This window comes from Tenacibaculum sediminilitoris (assembly GCF_964513795.1).
Taxonomy (GTDB): Bacteria; Bacteroidota; Bacteroidia; order Flavobacteriales; family Flavobacteriaceae; genus Polaribacter; species Polaribacter sediminilitoris.
The window spans coordinates 110,049-128,599 of record NZ_CAZEQR010000050.1 but is presented as its reverse complement, the minus strand read 5'-3'; the positions used below and the strand labels follow the sequence as shown (position 1 = coordinate 128,599).

Annotated in this window: 18 protein-coding genes and 1 pseudogene; 11 read left to right on the top strand and 8 right to left on the bottom strand. The window is 32.3% G+C overall.

The features are described from left to right. Nucleotides 1-68: 68 nt before the first annotated feature. From ACKTSW_RS13525 to ACKTSW_RS13485, 9 genes and pseudogenes are all read left to right on the top strand, one after another. A pseudogene (locus ACKTSW_RS13525) lies at nucleotides 69-266 on the top strand (VOC family protein); the annotation flags it as partial. A 47-nt stretch (nucleotides 267-313) separates the two neighbouring features. Continuing rightward, complete coding sequence (locus ACKTSW_RS13520) at nucleotides 314-640, top strand: nucleotide pyrophosphohydrolase (protein WP_408025782.1); 327 nt, start codon at nucleotides 314-316, stop codon at nucleotides 638-640. Beyond that, nucleotides 640-888, top strand: a complete 249-nt coding sequence (locus ACKTSW_RS13515; RefSeq protein WP_408025781.1) for a hypothetical protein — start codon at nucleotides 640-642, stop codon at nucleotides 886-888. Before ACKTSW_RS13520 ends, ACKTSW_RS13515 begins: the two co-directional genes overlap by 1 nt. Before the next feature lie 6 nt (nucleotides 889-894). Next, nucleotides 895-2,124, top strand: a complete 1,230-nt coding sequence (locus ACKTSW_RS13510) for a 3-phosphoshikimate 1-carboxyvinyltransferase (RefSeq protein ID WP_408025780.1) — start codon at nucleotides 895-897, stop codon at nucleotides 2,122-2,124. 67 nt (nucleotides 2,125-2,191) lie between these two features. After that, a complete protein-coding gene (gene queA, locus ACKTSW_RS13505) occupies nucleotides 2,192-3,241 on the top strand; it encodes a tRNA preQ1(34) S-adenosylmethionine ribosyltransferase-isomerase QueA (protein ID WP_408025779.1) in 1,050 nt (349 codons plus the stop codon). Nucleotides 3,242-3,309: 68 nt separating this feature from the next. Then, complete coding sequence (gene rlmN / locus ACKTSW_RS13500) at nucleotides 3,310-4,350, top strand: 23S rRNA (adenine(2503)-C(2))-methyltransferase RlmN (RefSeq protein ID WP_408025778.1); 1,041 nt, start codon at nucleotides 3,310-3,312, stop codon at nucleotides 4,348-4,350. A gap of 28 nt (nucleotides 4,351-4,378) precedes the next feature. Beyond that, nucleotides 4,379-5,356 carry a polyprenyl synthetase family protein gene (locus ACKTSW_RS13495; protein ID WP_408025777.1) on the top strand — a complete coding sequence of 326 codons (978 nt, stop codon included), beginning with the start codon at nucleotides 4,379-4,381 and terminating at the stop codon, nucleotides 5,354-5,356. A 140-nt stretch (nucleotides 5,357-5,496) separates the two neighbouring features. After that, complete coding sequence (locus tag ACKTSW_RS13490) at nucleotides 5,497-6,381, top strand: hypothetical protein (protein ID WP_408025776.1); 885 nt, start codon at nucleotides 5,497-5,499, stop codon at nucleotides 6,379-6,381. 5 nt (nucleotides 6,382-6,386) lie between these two features. Then, nucleotides 6,387-7,457 carry a DUF3179 domain-containing protein gene (locus ACKTSW_RS13485; protein WP_408025775.1) on the top strand — a complete coding sequence of 357 codons (1,071 nt, stop codon included), beginning with the start codon at nucleotides 6,387-6,389 and terminating at the stop codon, nucleotides 7,455-7,457. Nucleotides 7,458-7,516: 59 nt separating this feature from the next. Here ACKTSW_RS13485 and ACKTSW_RS13480 read toward each other — a convergent pair whose 3' ends face one another. From ACKTSW_RS13480 to miaB, 8 genes are all read right to left on the bottom strand, one after another. Continuing rightward, a complete protein-coding gene (locus ACKTSW_RS13480) occupies nucleotides 7,517-7,942 on the bottom strand; it encodes a hypothetical protein (RefSeq protein ID WP_408025774.1) in 426 nt (141 codons plus the stop codon). Between the two features lie 104 nt (nucleotides 7,943-8,046). Next, nucleotides 8,047-9,681: a chaperonin GroEL gene (gene groL, locus ACKTSW_RS13475; protein WP_408025773.1), complete on the bottom strand. Its 1,635-nt coding sequence runs from the start codon at nucleotides 9,679-9,681 to the stop codon at nucleotides 8,047-8,049. Between the two features lie 95 nt (nucleotides 9,682-9,776). Then, on the bottom strand, nucleotides 9,777-10,052 hold the full coding sequence (locus ACKTSW_RS13470; RefSeq protein WP_408025772.1) for a co-chaperone GroES: 276 nt from the start codon (nucleotides 10,050-10,052) through the stop codon (nucleotides 9,777-9,779). A gap of 159 nt (nucleotides 10,053-10,211) precedes the next feature. Continuing rightward, a complete protein-coding gene (gene secG / locus ACKTSW_RS13465; protein WP_408025771.1) occupies nucleotides 10,212-10,556 on the bottom strand; it encodes a preprotein translocase subunit SecG in 345 nt (114 codons plus the stop codon). Further along, complete coding sequence (locus ACKTSW_RS13460; RefSeq protein ID WP_408025770.1) at nucleotides 10,557-11,300, bottom strand: hypothetical protein; 744 nt, start codon at nucleotides 11,298-11,300, stop codon at nucleotides 10,557-10,559. It lies immediately after the preceding gene. Between the two features lie 4 nt (nucleotides 11,301-11,304). After that, entirely contained in the window at nucleotides 11,305-11,811 is a 507-nt protein-coding gene (locus ACKTSW_RS13455) for an LptE family protein (RefSeq protein ID WP_408025769.1), read from the bottom strand. 48 nt (nucleotides 11,812-11,859) lie between these two features. Next, nucleotides 11,860-13,092 carry a sigma-54 interaction domain-containing protein gene (locus ACKTSW_RS13450; protein WP_408025768.1) on the bottom strand — a complete coding sequence of 411 codons (1,233 nt, stop codon included), beginning with the start codon at nucleotides 13,090-13,092 and terminating at the stop codon, nucleotides 11,860-11,862. A 76-nt stretch (nucleotides 13,093-13,168) separates the two neighbouring features. Next, nucleotides 13,169-14,623, bottom strand: a complete 1,455-nt coding sequence (gene miaB, locus ACKTSW_RS13445; RefSeq protein ID WP_408025767.1) for a tRNA (N6-isopentenyl adenosine(37)-C2)-methylthiotransferase MiaB — start codon at nucleotides 14,621-14,623, stop codon at nucleotides 13,169-13,171. Between the two features lie 200 nt (nucleotides 14,624-14,823). Between miaB and topA the strand changes: the two genes are divergently transcribed. Both topA and ACKTSW_RS13435 read left to right on the top strand, forming a co-directional pair. Further along, nucleotides 14,824-17,310: a type I DNA topoisomerase gene (topA, locus tag ACKTSW_RS13440; RefSeq protein WP_408025766.1), complete on the top strand. Its 2,487-nt coding sequence runs from the start codon at nucleotides 14,824-14,826 to the stop codon at nucleotides 17,308-17,310. Between the two features lie 35 nt (nucleotides 17,311-17,345). After that, the gene (locus tag ACKTSW_RS13435) at nucleotides 17,346-18,506 is read left to right on the top strand and encodes a formimidoylglutamase (RefSeq protein WP_408025765.1); all 1,161 of its coding nucleotides are present in this window, start codon (nucleotides 17,346-17,348) and stop codon (nucleotides 18,504-18,506) included. The last annotated feature ends 45 nt before the right edge of the window (nucleotides 18,507-18,551 follow it).

The following is an 18,551-nucleotide window of genomic DNA, read 5'->3' as shown; positions in this document are numbered from 1 at the left end:
TTGAAACACCAGACGGAGAAGCAACCTTTTCAATTCATTAAGAAGAAGAGTTACCCAAAGAGGAAGGAGTTGTGTTGTATTTTGAAGGTGATAATTTAAATGAATTAGTAGAGAAATTACAAGAGAAAGGAATTCAATTCATCCAGTTGCTCAAAAATGAAACATGGTTATGGAGAGAAACTCATTTGTTAGATCCTGATGGTAATAAATTAATTCTTTTTAAAGCAGGAGAGCATAGAAAAAATCCGCCTTGGCGAATCAATTAAGAAACAGAAGTTTTTATCTTTGGGTATTTAATTAGAAAGTAAAAGACATGAATATACAAGACGCACAAAAACAAGTAGATGATTGGATTAAAAGCCACGGAGTACGTTACTTTAATGAATTAACAAATATGGCACAACTAACTGAGGAGGTTGGAGAAGTAGCTCGAATTATTGCGCGTCGTTATGGAGAACAGAGTGAAAAAGAAAGCGATAAAAATAAAGATTTAGGCGAAGAATTAGCAGATGTAATGTTCGTGGTATTGTGTTTAGCTAACCAAACAGGAGTAAATTTACAAGAAGCTTTTGATAAAAAACTAGACATTAAAACGAAACGAGATCACGATCGTCATCACAATAATAAAAAGTTACAATAATGAGTCTTATAAAAAAAATACAACAACCTTTATTTTGGAAAAATATATTAAAAATAGCTATTCCATTCTTTGTTTTAGTAACTTTAATAACATTGTTTATGAATAGTTGGAAAGAAATTTTTGCAGGAAATTTCGAAGCTGTCAACCAAGTTAATTTTTCAGATGGAAAGTGGGTTCGCTTTTGGGGAATGAAAATTATTTTAAGCTTTGTTTATGGAATATGGGTTACAAATAAAAAAATGAAATAGTTTTTTATGGATTTAAAATTAAAAACCGAACATTTTAATTCGGAAAATCATATAACTATTTCGGGTTCAAAAAGTGAGTCGAATAGGCTGTTGATTTTACAACAATTATACCCAGATTTACAAATCGAAAATTTATCAGACTCTGACGATACGCATCATCTACAGGAAGCTTTATTTTCAGACATGACTATTGCTGACATAGGACATGCAGGAACGGCTATGCGATTTTTAACAGCATATTTTGCAACACAAGAAGGAGTTACAAAAACACTAAAAGGCTCTGAACGTATGCATAATAGGCCAATTCAGATTTTGGTTGATGCCTTACGTGATTTAGGAGCAAACATTGAGTATGTTGAAAAAGAAGGATATCCACCACTCAAAATATCAGGAAAGAAACTAACAAAAGATAAAGTTTCAATTAACGGAAATGTAAGTAGTCAATATATTTCGGCACTAATGTTAATTGCTCCAAGTTTAGAAAAGGGGTTAGAGATTGAGTTGGTGGGTAAAATCACATCAGTTCCCTACATTAATATGACCTTACAATTATTACATCAACTAAAAATTGAGGCAAAGTTTAAAGGACAAACAATTAAGATTAAACCAAAATCTAATGTAAAAAAACAAATGATTGTTGTAGAGTCAGATTGGAGTTCCGCTTCCTATTTTTATTCAATTATTGCACTGAGTAAGGTTGGTGCTTCAGTAAAACTTTCAGCCTATAAAAAAGATAGTTTACAAGGAGATAATTGTCTGTCAGAAATATATAAACACTTTGGTGTAGCTACAACTTTTGTAGAAAACTCAATTCTTTTAATAAAAGAAAGAGAACATAATTCAGCTGTACTTAGTCAAAACTTAAAAAATGCTCCAGATATTGCACAAACTATTGCCGTTACATGTTTTGGGTTGGGAATTGCTTGCGATTTATCAGGTTTACATACGCTAAAAATTAAAGAAACTGACCGTTTAGAAGCACTACATAAAGAGTTAACAAAGTTGGGAGCTGAGATTTCAATTTCTAATGAAACCTTACATTTAAAGTCATCTTCAAAAATTAAAAATAACATACAAATAACCACTTATAATGATCATCGAATGGCAATGGCATTTGCTCCCTTAGCTTTAAAAGTCCCTATTGAAATTTTAAAAGCTGATGTAGTAACCAAATCTTATCGAAATTTTTGGAAAGATATGCTTTGTGTAGGAATTCAGAATGTTACAATAAAATAATACGGCAATCACTTGACAACGCCTATGTTGAAATTGTATATTTGCCATTGTTAAGAAAATTTTACAAATGAAATTATCAAATTTTAGTTTTGAATTACCAAGTGAATTATTGGCAGAGTATCCTTCAGAGCACAGAGATGAAGCACGATTAATGGTATTGCACCGTGACACACAAAAAATTGAGCATAAATTATTTAAAGATTTAATCGATTATTTTGATGAAGGAGATGTAATGATGTTAAACAATACGAAAGTTTTTCCTGCCCGTATGTTTGGAAATAAGGAAAAAACAGGAGCGCGTATTGAAGTATTCTTATTACGAGAATTAAATGCTGAAAATCGTTTGTGGGATGTATTAGTTGATCCAGCAAGAAAAATAAGAATAGGAAATAAATTATTCTTTGGAGAAGATGAAAGCTTAGTAGCTGAGGTTATCGATAATACAACTTCACGAGGAAGAACATTACGCTTTTTATTTGATGGTCCTTACGAAGAGTTTAGAAAAAAACTCATAGAATTAGGTGAAACACCGTTGCCAAAATATATTAAAAGAGAGGTAGAACCAGAAGATGAAGATCGTTACCAAACTATTTTCGCAAAACACGAAGGTGCAGTAGCAGCCCCAACTGCAGGATTACATTTTTCTAAACACTTAATGAAACGTTTAGAAATTAAAGGAGTGGATTTTGCAGAAACAACATTGCATGTTGGTTTGGGTACTTTTAACCCAGTTGAGGTTGAAGATTTATCAAAACACAAGATGGATTCTGAGCAAATCGTTATACCAGAAGCCAGTGCAGATATGGTGAACAATGCTATAGCAAAAAAGAAAAGAGTGTGTGCTGTGGGAACTACAGTAATGAGAACGGTAGAATCATCAGTATCTTCAAGTCACCAGTTAAATGCTTTCGAAGGATGGACAAATAAGTTTATTTTTCCTCCATATGACTTTAGCATTGCTAACTGCATGGTGACAAACTTTCATACGCCAAAATCAACATTATTAATGATGGTTTCTGCATTTGCAGGTCATGATTTTATGATGGAAGCATACCAAAAAGCAATTAAAGAAAAATATAAATTTTACTCGTACGGAGATGCGATGTTAATTTTATAAAATAGTTTTTAAACCAAAAACAAAACCTCACAAGTAAACTTGTGAGGTTTTGTGTATTTTTGTACCTGATGACACTAAAGAAGAAAGACATACGCGCATTAACTAAAGAACAGCTTCGTAATTTTTTTGTTGAAAATGGAGATAAAACTTTTCGTGGTAATCAAGTATACGAATGGTTATGGCATAAAGCTGCTCATTCTTTTGATGATATGACGAATTTATCTAAGGCTACACGAAAAATGTTAGATGAAAACTTCGTAATTAATCATATTGAAGTTGATACAATGCAGCGTAGTAACGATGGTACCATAAAAAATGCGATTAAACTTCACGATGGGTTAATTGTAGAGTCAGTTTTAATCCCTACCGATAAACGTACAACTGCTTGTGTTTCAAGCCAAGTAGGGTGTAGTTTAGATTGTAAATTTTGTGCAACAGCTCGTTTAAAGCGCATGCGCAATTTAAATGCCGATGAAATTTATGATCAAGTTGTAGCGATTGATAAACAAAGTAAATTATATCATAACCATAAACTTTCAAATATTGTTTTTATGGGAATGGGAGAGCCTTTAATGAATTATAATAATGTAATTAAAGCTATTGATAAAATAACTTCAGAAGAAGGTTTAGGAATGGCAGCTCGTAGAATTACAGTATCAACTTCAGGGGTGCCTAAAATTATAAAAAAAATGGCAGATGATGAGGTTCGATTTAATTTAGCCGTATCACTACATTCGGCCATTGATGAGGTTCGAACATCTATAATGCCATTTAATGCTACTTTTCCGTTAAAAGATTTAAAAGAGTCTTTAGAATATTGGTATGAAAAAACTAAGCGAAAAATAACATATGAATATGTTGTTTGGAATGGAATTAACGATCGAAAAGAAGATATTGATGCACTTGTGCAATTTTGCAAGTATGTTCCATGTAAAGTTAATTTAATAGAATATAACCTCATAGATGACGGTGAGTTCCAGCAAGCATCAGATAGAGCTTTAAATAATTACATTTCTAACCTTGAGATGAATGATATTGTTGTAAATGTACGTCGTTCTCGCGGAAAAGATATAGATGCTGCTTGTGGACAATTAGCGAATAAAAGTTAAAGATTAATTCCTTACTTTTGATACCCGAATGAAGCCAGTAGAGCAAATAAAACTTCCGATTGCTAAAGAAATGGAACTCTTTGAAACTAAGTTCAAAGACTCGATGTTGTCTAAAGTTCCATTATTAAATAGAATTACTTATTACATCGTTCGTAGAAAAGGAAAACAAATGCGACCAATGTTTGTTTTTTTGGTAGCAAAAATGGTTTCTAATGGAGGTTTTGATGAGCGTACGTATCGAGGAGCATCGGTAGTAGAATTAATCCACACAGCAACTTTAGTACATGATGATGTTGTTGATGATAGTAATCGACGTAGAGGTTTTTTCTCAATCAATGCACTTTGGAAAAATAAAATTGCTGTTTTAGTAGGTGATTATTTGCTTTCTAAAGGGTTACTTCTTTCTATAGATAATGAAGACTTTGATTTACTGAAATTAATTTCCATCGCTGTTCGAGAAATGAGTGAGGGTGAATTGTTACAGATTGAAAAGGCTAGAAAACTTGATATTACCGAAGATGTATATTTTGAAATAATTCGTCAAAAAACAGCTACACTAATTGCAGCATGCTGTGGCATAGGAGCAGCATCGGTTGGTGCAAATAATAAAACGGTACAACAAATGCGTAAGTTTGGAGAGTATATAGGAATTGCTTTTCAAATTAAGGACGATTTGTTTGATTATACTGAAGATAAAATAGGAAAACCAACAGGAATTGATATCAAAGAACAAAAAATGACACTTCCGTTAATTTATACCTTGAATAATTGTTCTCCTAAAGAAAAAGCATGGTTAATTAATTCAGTAAAAAAGCATAACAAAAACAAAAAAAGAGTAAAAGAAGTTATTGCTTTTGTAAAACAAAATGGAGGATTAGAATATACTACGGCTAAAATGCACGATTATAAAAATAAAGCATTAGCCATTCTTGATAACTATCCTGATTCAAATTATAAAGACTCTTTATTACAAATGATAGAGTACGTTGTAGAGAGAAAAATATAATGTTTTGTAAGTAATTAATTTGCAGTCGACCAAATAGTTATATTATTATATCTATGTCGATTAGGTTTTTACTTTTATATATATCTATATTTTTATACAGTAGTCTATTTGCACAAACTTGTTGTTCAGGTGGTGTACCCTTGTCTAATAATATAGGAATGCCCTTTTTGGATAAAGGAATTTTACAAATAGGGTTGTCTTACGATTATAATAATTTAAATACTTTAAATGAAGGTAGTAAGAAGCTAAAAGATAATTCACGATTAAGAACAACGAATTCAGTTTTATTAAACCTTAGTTATAATTTCTCTCAGAAATTTTTAATAGAAGCATTACTTACTTGGGTAAACCAAAGTAGAGAAATAACAAGCTCTTTTGGAGATATTAATGTAGATGAAACCTTTGGAATTGGTGATGGTATTTTATTATTGAGATATATGGTTTTAAATAATGAAGTGTCTAGCTTAACTTTAGGTTTAGGAAAAAAAATACCATTAGGGTCTACAGCAAAAAGAAATAATCAAGGAATCTTATTAAATGCTGATTTGCAACCAGGAAGTAATGCTTTTGATTTAGTCTTTACATCTAGATATAGTAGGTCTTTTAATTTTAGAAAATCAATGAACTTTTCCTTGAGAGGAACCTATAGAAATACAGGTGTAAATAATTCGTACCTAGGGAACAATAAGTATGAATTTGGAAATGAGCTTCAATTGTATTTGGGAGTGTCAGATTCTTATTTGTTATGGAAACAGTTAATATCACCAAGTATAACTTTTAAGTACAGGAAAGCTGGAATAGATAGAATAAACTCTAATTCTATAGCAAATACAGGAGGAGAATGGCTGTTTTTTAACCCCTCAATTTTATTTTTTATAAAACCTACTATTAGTTTTTATTTAAAAAGTGAAATCCCTTTTTATAGCAATGTAAAAGGAACGCAGTTAACACCTACCTATAGGTTTAATACAGGTATTGTATTTCAAGTTTTAAATAAAAAAAAGAATCATAACTTAATAAACTAACTTTTATGAAATTAAAGCTTACATATTTTTTGTTTTTGTTAATAGTACTTAATTCTTGTTCAAGAGGAAATGAAGAAAATGATGTAGAAGATACAGAAGAAACAACATCTTCGTTTACTAAATGGCTAATCCCTAAAGATGAGATTTTTGACGGTTCAGGGAAAGACGGAATACCATCAATAGACAATCCGAAGTTTATTTTAGGAAATGATGATAGAGTAAATGAATATATGAATGATGCCGATTTAGTGGTTGGAATTAAATTAGGAAATGAGGTAAGAGCGTATCCGCATAAAATTTTAGATTGGCACGAGGTAATTAATGATAATATAGGAGGTAGAAACGTAACAGTAAATTATTGTCCATTAACAGGTACAGCCTTTGCGTGGGAGTTTATAAGTGATAATAAGGCTGCTACATTTGGAGTATCAGGGTTATTATATAATTCAAATTTAATTTTATACGATAGACAGACTGATAGTCATTGGTCTCAAATGGAGTTAAAATGTGTGAATGGTAAAGAAATAGAGAGTAAACCAAATCTTATAGAAGTGGTTGAAACTAACTGGAAAACATGGAAAAATAGTTATCCTAACACAACGATTCTACTTGACAAACAAGGTTTTGATAGAAACTATCAGGTTTATCCATATGGAGGGTATTTAGATAGAGATGATTTTTTGCTTTTCCCAGTAAAACCTTTAGATGATCGTTTGCCTGAAAAACAAAGAGTTCATGGAGTAATTTCTGGTAAACAATTAAAAGCTTATAGGTTTAAATTTTTTGAAAATGGTAATGTAATTAGAGATTTTTTTGCAGGTAATAATCTGTTGTTAATAGGGAATGAGAATATAATTAAAAGCTATGTAATACCAGGAGATCTGTTAGACTTAGATTTTTCATATACGTATGATGATGGAGAGTCTTTTTTTGAAGATAATACAGGAAATAAATGGTCTATTTTTGGAGAAGTTATTGAAGGACCTGCCTTAGGTAGAAAAATGTTAGCAGCAAAATCTGTAACAGGATATTGGTTTTCATTAGCGTCTTTTTACCCTAATCCTACAATTTATTAGCAAAAAACTCGAGAAAATCTCGAGTTTTTTTATATTATAAAATAAACGTAGCTTTTAGATTACAACTTATATATGTGTATTTCTTTATTATAAGAAACATTTGACCTCGTAATTTTAGCTATTTCTTTCATTCTAACTTGATCTAAAAGATAAAGTCTGTTAATTCCTTCTCCCAATATTATTTCATTATCAAAGTAGATTGTAGTAATTGTAGGACTTGGTTTACCAAATTCTTTTAGTTTTCTAGTGTTTGAACTTTCGTAATTATTCGTATTTGTATTTTTCTGAATATCAATCAGTTTGTTTAATTGGTAACTTTTCAATCTTGAATTAGTTCTTAGGAAATCTAAAACAAGTTGATTAGATTTTATAGCACTTTTTTCAATTACAACGTCAAAAATTTTTTTTTCGCTAGTTTTTTGAGCAGATAAGTTTAAAGAGATTAAGGCAACAACAATTAGTAATAAACAATTTTTTGTTTTCATAGTATAAAATTTTAATATTTAATAAATTAACATCAAAAATCGCTCCAAAAAAAACCTCGAGAAACTTCTCGAGGTTTTAAATATTTAGGCGTCGAACTTCTCGACTACATCATTCCTGGCATTCCACCACCCATTGGAGGCATTCCAGTACCTGGGTTATCTTCTTTAATATCTACTAAAGCACATTCCGTGGTCAAAATCATACCAGCAACAGAAGCAGCGTTTTCTAAAGCTACACGTGTTACTTTTTTAGGGTCAATAATACCAGCTTCAAGCATATCTACATATTGTTCAGACTTAGCATCGTAACCAAAATCTTTTTTCCCTTCTAATACTTTATTAATAACAACTGAACCTTCACCACCTGCATTTTCAACAATAGTACGTAAAGGAGACTCAATAGCTCTATCTACAATTTGAATACCTGTAGTTTCGTCTAGGTTTTCTGTAGTAATTGTTTCTAATACTTTTTTAGCACGTACTAAGGCTACACCTCCACCAGCAACAATTCCTTCTTCTACTGCAGCTCTTGTAGCATGTAAAGCATCATCAACACGATCTTTCTTTTCTTTCATTTCTACTTCAGAAGCAGCACCAACATACAATACAGCAACCCCTCCAGCTAATTTAGCTAAACGTTCTTGTAATTTTTCACGATCGTAATCAGAAGTAGTAGTTTCAATTTGTGCTTTGATTTGGTTTACACGAGCTTTGATTTGTGCTTCGTCACCAGAACCATTAACAATTGTAGTATTGTCCTTATCAATAGTTACTGTTTCAGCAGTACCTAATAAATCTAAAGTTGCATTTTCTAAAGAGAAACCTCTTTCTTCAGAAATTACAGTACCACCAGTTAAAATAGCGATGTCTTCTAACATTGCTTTTCTACGGTCACCAAATCCTGGAGCTTTTACAGCAGCGATTTTTAATCCACCACGTAATTTGTTTACTACTAAAGTAGCTAATGCCTGTCCGTCAACGTCTTCAGCAATAATTAATAGAGGTTTTCCAGATTGTGCTACTGGCTCTAAAATTGGAAGAATTTCTTGTAAGTTAGAAATCTTTTTATCAAATAATAAGATATAAGGATTGTCTAAATCAGCAATCATCTTATCAGCATCCGTTACAAAGTATGGAGATAAATATCCACGATCGAACTGCATTCCTTCAACCACATCTACATAAGTGTCCATTCCTTTAGCTTCTTCAACAGTAATAACACCTTCTTTACCAACTTTACCAAAAGCAGTAGCAATTAAATCACCAATTACTTGGTCATTATTAGCAGAGATAGAAGCAACTTGTTGTATTTTTTCAGAAGAGTTTCCTACTTCTTGAGATTGTTTTGCTAAATTTTCAGTAATAGCAGCAACTGCTTTATCGATACCTCGTTTTAAATCCATTGGATTAGCACCGGCAGCAACATTTTTTAATCCTTCTTTAACAATTGCTTGTGCTAGTACAGTTGCAGTTGTTGTTCCATCACCAGCCAAATCGTTGGTTTTTGAAGCAACCTCTTTTACCATTTGAGCTCCCATGTTTTCTAACTCGTCTTCTAATTCTACTTCTTTTGCTACAGTAACACCATCTTTGGTTACGTGAGGAGCTCCGAATGATTTAGAAATAATAACGTTACGTCCTTTAGGTCCTAAAGTTACTTTTACTGCATTTGCTAATGCATCTACACCGCGCTTTAATCCGTCGCGAGCGTCTACATCAAATTTTATATCTTTTGCCATTTTGTTTAAGTTTTTAGTCTTAGCTTATAGCTTTCGACTTGTTTTTAATTTTGTTTAGTTGGCTAATAGCAAAAAAGCTAATAGCAAAGAGTTTTTTAGATAATAGCGAAAATGTCACTTTCTCTCATAATTAAAAAATCTTTTCCTTCTAATTTAAGTTCAGTACCAGCGTACTTTCCGTATAAAACAGTATCACCAACTTTTACAGTTAAAGGCTCATCTTTTGTTCCGTTTCCTACGGCAACGACAGTACCTTTTTGTGGTTTTTCCTTTGCGTTGTCAGGGATGATAATTCCTGATGCTGTAGTAGTTTCTGCTGCAGCTGGTTCAACAAGAACTCTGTCTGCTAAAGGTTTAATGTTTAATCCCATTTTATATATTTTGATTAAATTAATTTTTACTGGTTAAGTTTTGTCAGAAATTATGCCATTAGATTTTTGCTGACAATTTTTCTAATACATTAGATTAACAAATAAAAAAAATGCCAACGTAAATGACACGTTGACATTTTATATTTTATTTTTTAAAAACTACTGAGCGCTGTCTTTAGCAGTATCTGTCGCTGCTGGTGTAGCAGGAGTTGTTGTAGTTTCAATTTTGTTTAAAGTTTCATCTAATTGAGGAGCGTCAATTGCGTTACCTCTTGGAATGGCAAAGTTTGCTATTAAAATTAAAGCAAACATAGTAATAGCCAATGTCCAAGTAGTTCTGTCTAAAAAGCTATTCGTATTTTGTACACCTCCAATATTTTGAGCTCCGCCGCCTCCAAATGATGAAGATAATCCTCCTCCTTTAGGATTTTGAACCATTACAATTAAGATTAATGCTATTGCAACAATCAATATTAAAACTAAAAGTAAAGTATACGTTGTCATTTATTTATTGTTTTGTAAAATTTGTATTCTTTTAATTTGGTCTGCAAAGAAACCACTTTTTTCTGGATATTTCAAACTTAATATTTTATATGCTTGAATAGCACTATCATATTTTTTTTGTTCTAAATATACTTTAGCCAGGGTTTCAGTAGCTAATTGGTTATTTTGTTGATTTTCGGATATTTTTATATCTGAAATATTTGTTTTGTCAGGGCGTGATATTTTTGGGGTAGTTTCAATAAAACGATCAATAATAGCCTCATGTTTAGATTTAACTGGAGTTTCTTTTACTAGTTCTTTTGGCGTTTTATTATTAGAGGTTCTTGCAATAGTTTTTTTAGAAGATAATTGTAGCCATTGGTTAAATGAAAAAGTTTCGTTTTCTGTGAACGAAAGCGGTTTTCCTATAGCTAAGTTTTCTTCAATAATTGAAATTTTTGTTGTTTTTATTTTAGGAAGAATTTTCTCTTTTAAGCTAGTTTTTTCTTCTTTTTTAGGTACTTCTTTAAAAGTTTCAGAAGTAATAAAGTCAAATAAAACGGTTCTGTCACTAGTGTGAGAAGCAGTAATTTTTAACTCGTTATTGTATTTATAACTTTCTTGATTCTTTAAAATTTTTAAACGAAGCGCTCTAGCAGATTGAAAATAAGGGTATTCTTGAATAATAGCAGTAATATCTGAAAGATGTTCTTGCGATATCAATTCAGGTTTTTCTAATAATTGTATGTAGCTATCTTTCTTCAAAAAATTACCATTTTGCTACGGAAGCGTTAAAAATATCTTGTGTGATACGTTCTAGAATCTCTTCCAGAGCAGTTTCTAATATACCTCCTGTTAATTGTTGATTGGCTCCATAATCATAGTAAAAAGAAAATCGTTTTTCAAAGTTGTCTTTCTCTTCTAAAGCATTCACAAAGTTCACGCTTACAGTGATAGTTAATCGATTTTGAGCAGCCGTTTGTTGTGCTGTGGCACTCATAGGTGTAATACGGTAATCAACAATTTCCCCAGAAAAATGTAAATCGCCCCCAGAATTAACCAAGGTTAAGTTGGTTTGACGTGTAAATAAATCTTGTAAATCTTGTGTGAATTTTTGACTTAGTATTGGCTCAACTAAAGGTGCTTGATTTGGGAAGAAATCAACCTGAATTGTTTTGGCATTACCAGTATTACCTCCTGTGAAAGAGTATACTCCACAACCTAACATAATAATAGTTGTGGTACTAAAAGCAAGAATGTAAAATAGCTTTTTCATAAAATCAAATGTAAACAATTCATGTTCTATAATAGTATACTACTTATGCTATAAGTCGTATTGTTTTATTTTTCTATATAAGGTTCTTTCAGAAATCCCTAGCTCTTTAGCGGCTAATTTACGCTTTCCATTATTTTTTTCAAGAGACTTTTTTATCATTTCAATTTCTTTTTCTTGTAATGATAAACTTTCATCTTCTTCAATGGTTTCCGCATAATCATACTCACTTAGGTGAGAAGATGATTTAGGTATTTGTACGACTTCAATGTTTGAGGCTTCCGACAAGTTTTGATCTTGATATATGCGCTCAATTAAACGGTGGTTGTCTTCTTGAACCTGTTCCGAATCATCGCTTTTCATTAAGTCTAATGTTAGTTTTTTTAGGTCGTTAATATCGTTACGCATATCAAACAAGATCTTATACATTATATCTCGTTCGTTAGTGAAATCTGATTGATTTACAGTTTTACCTCCAACAACAGCAGGTAAATTACTACGATTTTCTGGTAAATATTGAACTATTTTTTCAGGTGTTATTAACCTGTCTTCTTCAACTATTGATACTTGTTCAGCAATGTTTTTTAATTGACGAATATTTCCAGGGAAACGATAGTTTAATAAAATTTTTACCGCATTTTCATCCAACCTTATAGTTGGCATTCGATATTTTTGTGCAAAATCTGCAGCAAATTTCCTGAATAACAAATGTATATCTTCTCCACGTTCTCTTAAAGGAGGTAGTGGAATTTCTATGGTGCTTAAACGATAGTATAAGTCTTCACGAAATTTTTCTTTAGAAATGGCTTCGTGCATATTTACATTGGTAGCAGCTACAATACGAACATCTGTTTTTTGTACTTGAGAAGAACCTACTTTTATAAATTCTCCATTTTCTAATACACGTAGCAAACGTACTTGGGTTGTTAATGGTAATTCTCCAACTTCATCTAAAAAGATGGTACCGCCATCAGTAACTTCAAAATATCCTTTCCTTGTTTGTGTAGCTCCTGTAAAAGCTCCTTTTTCATGCCCGAATAACTCACTATCTATAGTTCCTTCTGGAATGGCACCACAGTTTACAGCAATATATTTTGCATGTTTTCTGTGGGATAATTGATGAATTATCTTCGGGATATTTTCTTTTCCAACACCACTTTCACCAGTAACTAATACCGAAATGTCGGTAGGAGCTACTCGAATCGCTTTTTCAATTGCGCGATTAAGCTGTACATCGTTACCGATAATACCAAAGCGTTGTTTTATAGCTTGTAAATTTTCCATTTATAAAGTTTTAAAGCTTTTTGGTTTAAAAAATTAAAGGTTATCAATCTTTTAAACAGCTAAACTTTTCCTAAAATTAATTATTTTCTGAATAGTCAACTGCAACTCCTCTTAACGTTGCAGAGGTACAATCTTCTACTTTTACATTTACAAAATCACCTAATTTATAGTGCTCTTTAGGGAAAACAACCACCGTGTTTTGCGTATTTCTACCTTTCCATTCATTAGGGTTCTTTTTAGAGGTTCCTTCAATTAAAACTTCTTCAATTTTACCCAAATGCTGTTGAGTTCGATATAAACTATGTTCTTGTTGTAAGTCGATGATTTCCTGTAAACGTCTTTTTTTGGTTGCTAAAGGAATATCGTCTTCCATTTTTTTAGCAGCTAAAGTTCCTGGTCTTTCAGAATATGCGAACATAAATCCGAAATCGTACTTTACATAACGCATTAAATCTAAGGTGTCTTGATGATCTTGTTCTGTTTCTCCACAAAAACCAGCAATCATATCTTGGCTTAAGGCCATTTCGGGAATAATTTTATAAATATTATCAACCAATTCCATATACTCTTCGCGAGTATGTTGGCGATTCATAGCTTTTAACATATTGTTACTTCCGCTTTGAACAGGTAAATGGATGTATTTACAAATATTTTGATGTTTAGCCATTACATGAATTACATCTAAAGTCATGTCTTGTGGGTTTGATGTAGAAAAACGAAAACGAATTTTAGGAAATTCTGTAGCACACATATCAAGTAGTTGGGCAAAACCTATTGCAGAAGCTTGCGCTAGTTCAGAAGCTTTCTTAAAATCTTTTTTCAATCCACCACCATACCATAAGTAAGAATCTACATTCTGACCTAATAGGGTAATTTCTTTAAAATTTTTTTCTTGCATACTGCGAATTTCTTCAATAATACTCTTTGGGTCACGACTACGTTCACGACCACGAGTAAAAGGAACCACACAAAATGTACACATATTGTCACAACCGCGGGTAATTGATACAAATGCAGAAACTCCGTTAGAGTTTAAGCGTACAGGAGAAACATCGGCATAGGTTTCTTCTTTCGATAAAATTACATTTACAGCATCACGACCTGCATCTACTTCTTCTATTAAATTAGGTAAATCGCGATAGGCATCAGGACCTACAACTAAATCAACAATTTTTTCCTCTTCTAAAAATTTTTCCTTTAAGCGTTCGGCCATACAGCCCAAAACACCAACTTTCATAGTAGGGTTTGTTTTTTTAACAGCGTTGTATTTTTGAAGTCTGTTACGAACAGTGGTTTCTGCTTTTTCCCGAATAGAGCAAGTGTTAACCAATACCAAATCTGCGTCTTCTAGGTTTTGTGTAGTGTTAAAACCTTGTTCAGCTAAAATTGACGCCACAATTTCGCTATCGTTCATATTCATTTGACAACCATAACTTTCAATAAAAAGCTTTTTGCTGTTTCCTTCTTTGTGTTCTGTAGCAAGGGCTTTCCCTTGCTTTTGTTCGTCAATTACTTTCTCTACGTGTTCCATAAATCCTAAAATCGTACTAAATATAGTGAGCAAAGATACAACCAAAATGTGTAATTTGTGACAAATTGACATGGATAGTTTTTTCAAGAAAAAGTAAAATTTTATTAAAAAGGACTCATTAAAAAAAAACTATATACTTTTGCAAACTGAATTATGCCTATATTAATAAGGTGTAAAATGAGATAAGAGACATAAGACGTATGGCAAAAAATTTAGTAATAGTTGAGTCACCTGCTAAAGCGAAAACGATAGAGAAGTTTTTAGGAAAGGATTTTCAGGTTGAATCAAGTTTTGGGCACATTGCAGACTTACCTTCTAAAGAGTTAGGTGTAAATGTAGAAGGAGATTTTAAACCAAAATATATAGTTTCTACTGATAAAAAAGCAGTGGTGAAGAAACTTAAAGATTTAGCAAAAAAAGCAGAAACTGTTTGGTTAGCATCCGATGAAGACCGTGAAGGAGAGGCGATAGCATGGCACTTAGCGGAACAATTAAAGTTAAAAGAAGAGAACACAAAACGGATTGTTTTTAACTCTATTACTAAAAATGCAATATTAAAAGCAATAGAAAATCCACGTACAATTAATTATAATTTAGTTGATGCACAGCAAGCACGACGTGTATTAGATAGAATTGTAGGGTATGAGTTATCTCCTGTTTTATGGAGAAAGGTAAAGCCAGGGTTATCTGCAGGTAGAGTGCAATCGGTTGCAGTACGTTTAATTGTAGAGCGTGAAAGAGAAATAGAAGGTTTTACCTCTATAGCTTCTTACCGAGTTGATGCAGAGTTTGTGAATGCAGAAGGTAAAAAGTTTAAAGCAAAACTTGCGAAGAATTTCTCAACTAAAAAAGAAGCAGAAGATTTTTTGAACTCATGCTTAGATGCAGAATTTTTTGTAGCAGATTTACAAAAAAAGCCAGCAAAAAAATCTCCAGCACCACCGTTTACAACATCTACCTTACAACAAGAAGCATCAAGAAAATTAGGTTTCCCTGTTGCTAAAACAATGATGGTTGCACAACGTTTGTATGAAGCAGGGTTAATAACCTACATGAGAACAGATAGTGTGAACTTATCTAGCGATGCAAAAAATGCAGCCCAAGCAGAAATCATTGCTTCTTATGGAGAAGAATATAGCAAGCCACGTAACTTTTTTACGAAATCAAAAGGAGCACAAGAAGCACACGAGGCGATTCGTCCAACAAATATGGAGAATCACGAAATTACAGGTGAATACGATCAAACAAGGCTCTATAGCTTAATTTGGAAACGCACGCTTGCTTCACAAATGAGTGAAGCACAGTTAGAGCGTACCGTTGTGAAAATAGACAACAATAAAAATAAGAAACAATTTACTGCAAATGGAGAGGTAATTACTTTTGAAGGTTTCTTAAAAGTATATTTAGAAGGGAACGATAATGAAGATGAGGAGCAAGCAGGAATGTTGCCTAAAATGGAAATTAAGGAGCAATTAACTAATGAATTAATAACAGCTACCGAACGTTATACACGTCCGCCAGCAAGATTTTCAGAAGCAGCCTTAGTAAAGCGTTTAGAAGAATTAGGAATTGGTCGTCCATCTACTTATGCACCTACTATTTCAACAATTCAAAGAAGAGAATATATTGAGAAAGGAACAATAGAAGGAAAAGAAAGGAATTATACACAATTAAGTTTAGTAAACCAATCAGTATCAGAACAACTTTTAACTGAAAGAGTAGGCTCTGATAAAGGAAAACTAGTTCCAACTGATATTGGGAACATCGTAAACGATTTCTTGGTAGCCAATTTCGATGCTATTTTAGACTATGGTTTTACAGCCAAAGTAGAAAATGAATTTGATGAAATTGCTGAAGGAAAAGAAGATTGGATAGTAATGATTAAAGATTTCTATAAAAACTTTCATGTAATTGTAGAAGATGTTGCTGAAAATGCAGAAAGAGCAAAAGGAGAACGTTTGTTAGGAGTTGACCCAGAAAGCGGTAAAAATGTATATGTGCGTTTAGGACGTTATGGAGCAATGGTACAAATAGGAGAGGCAACAGACGAAGAAAAACCTCGTTTCGCCAGCTTACAAGGAGACCAAACAATGAATTCAATTACCTATGAAGAAGCTATGGACTTGTTTAAGTTACCAAAAACATTGGGAGACTATGAAGAAAAAGAGGTAATAGTAGCCAACGGAAGATTTGGTCCTTATATTAAATTTGACGGCAAATATGTATCGTTAGATAAAGGAGAAAATCCAATGGAGGTAGATATGGATAGAGCTGTTGAATTGATAGAAGCAAAGAGAAAAGCAGATGCCCCTATTGGACAATACGAAGGTATGCCTATTCAAAAAGGTGTTGGACGTTTTGGACCGTTTATTAAATGGAACTCTATTTTTATTAATGTAAATAAGAAGTATGACTTTGATAATTTAAGTCAAGCAGACATAGAAGAGCTAATTGAAGATAAAAAAAGAAAAGAACGAGAAAAACTTATTCATAATTTTGAAGAAGTTGGTATTCGTGTAGAAAAAGCACGTTGGGGACGCTTTAATGTTATCAAAGGAAAAATTAAAATAGAGCTTCCCAAAACGACTGAGATAGAAAAATTAACGCAAGAAGAGGCTGTTAAAATGATTGAAGCTAAAGCTCCTAAGAAAAAAACAACTAAAAAGAAAGTGACCAAAAAAAAATAGTTTAGTATATTGCGGCACTTATAATTCCCCTAATTATGAATATAGACTTCTTTACTCCAATTGAAGACTCTGTGGCTACTCATGTGGTTTTACAGGCTTCTTCTGTGCTTGGAAGAAAAGTTCAACTTCATACTGCTCAAGACGGTTTTCCAGACTTATCTGACGTTTCTATAGCTATTTTAGGTGTTAAAGAAGATAGAGGAACTGTAAATAACTTGGGTTCAGGTAAAGAATTACATGAAATTAGGAAGTATTTATATCAATTATTTCCAGGGAATTGGCATACACATATAGCTGATTTAGGAAATATAGAAAATGGAAATGCTATAGAAGATACCTATTTTGCAGTTAAATCATCGGTAGCCTTTTTGTTAAAAAATAATATATTACCTATCATAATTGGTGGGGGACAAGATTTAACTTATGCAAATTATAGAGCTTATGATGAGTTAGAGCAAACGGTTAACTTAGTAGCTGTAGATAGCCGATTTGATTTGGGTTCATTGGAGGATGAATCAAGTTCAAAATCGTATGTAAGCAGAATTATTATGGAAGAACCAAATAATTTGTTTAACTTTAGTAACGTAGGATATCAAACTTTTTTCAACTCACAAGAAGAAATAAGCTTAATAGATAAATTGTATTTTGATGCTTACAGATTAGGTCAAGTAAAAGATGTAACTTTAGTAGAACCTGTAATGCGTGATGCTGATGTGGTTAGTATAGATATAGGAAGTATTCGACAAAGTGAAGCACCAGCTAACAAAAATGCCTCTCCTAACGGTTTTTACGGAGAAGAAATATGTGCTATTGCACGTTATGCAGGGATTAGTGACAAAGTAACGTCTTTTGGTATTTATGAGTATAATAGTAAATTAGACTCTAATTGTCAAACGGCAAATTTAATAGCACAAATAATATGGTATTTTATTGAAGGAGTAAATTCTAGAGCTAAAGACTACCCATTTGCCACAAAGGAAAGCTATCAAAAGTTTACAGTGCTTTTGAATGATGACGATCCAATAAACTTTTATAAGAGTGATAAAAGTGGACGTTGGTGGATGGAAATAAATTTAATATCAAATAATAAACACAAAAGACATGCGTTAATACCATGTAGCTATCGAGATTATGAGCAGGCACTACAGCAAAAAACACCTGAAAGATGGTATAAAGCTTTGCAAAAGCTTGTTTAGGAGAAAGTTGTGTGTTATGTAAAAAATAATAACTCGTAATTGTTT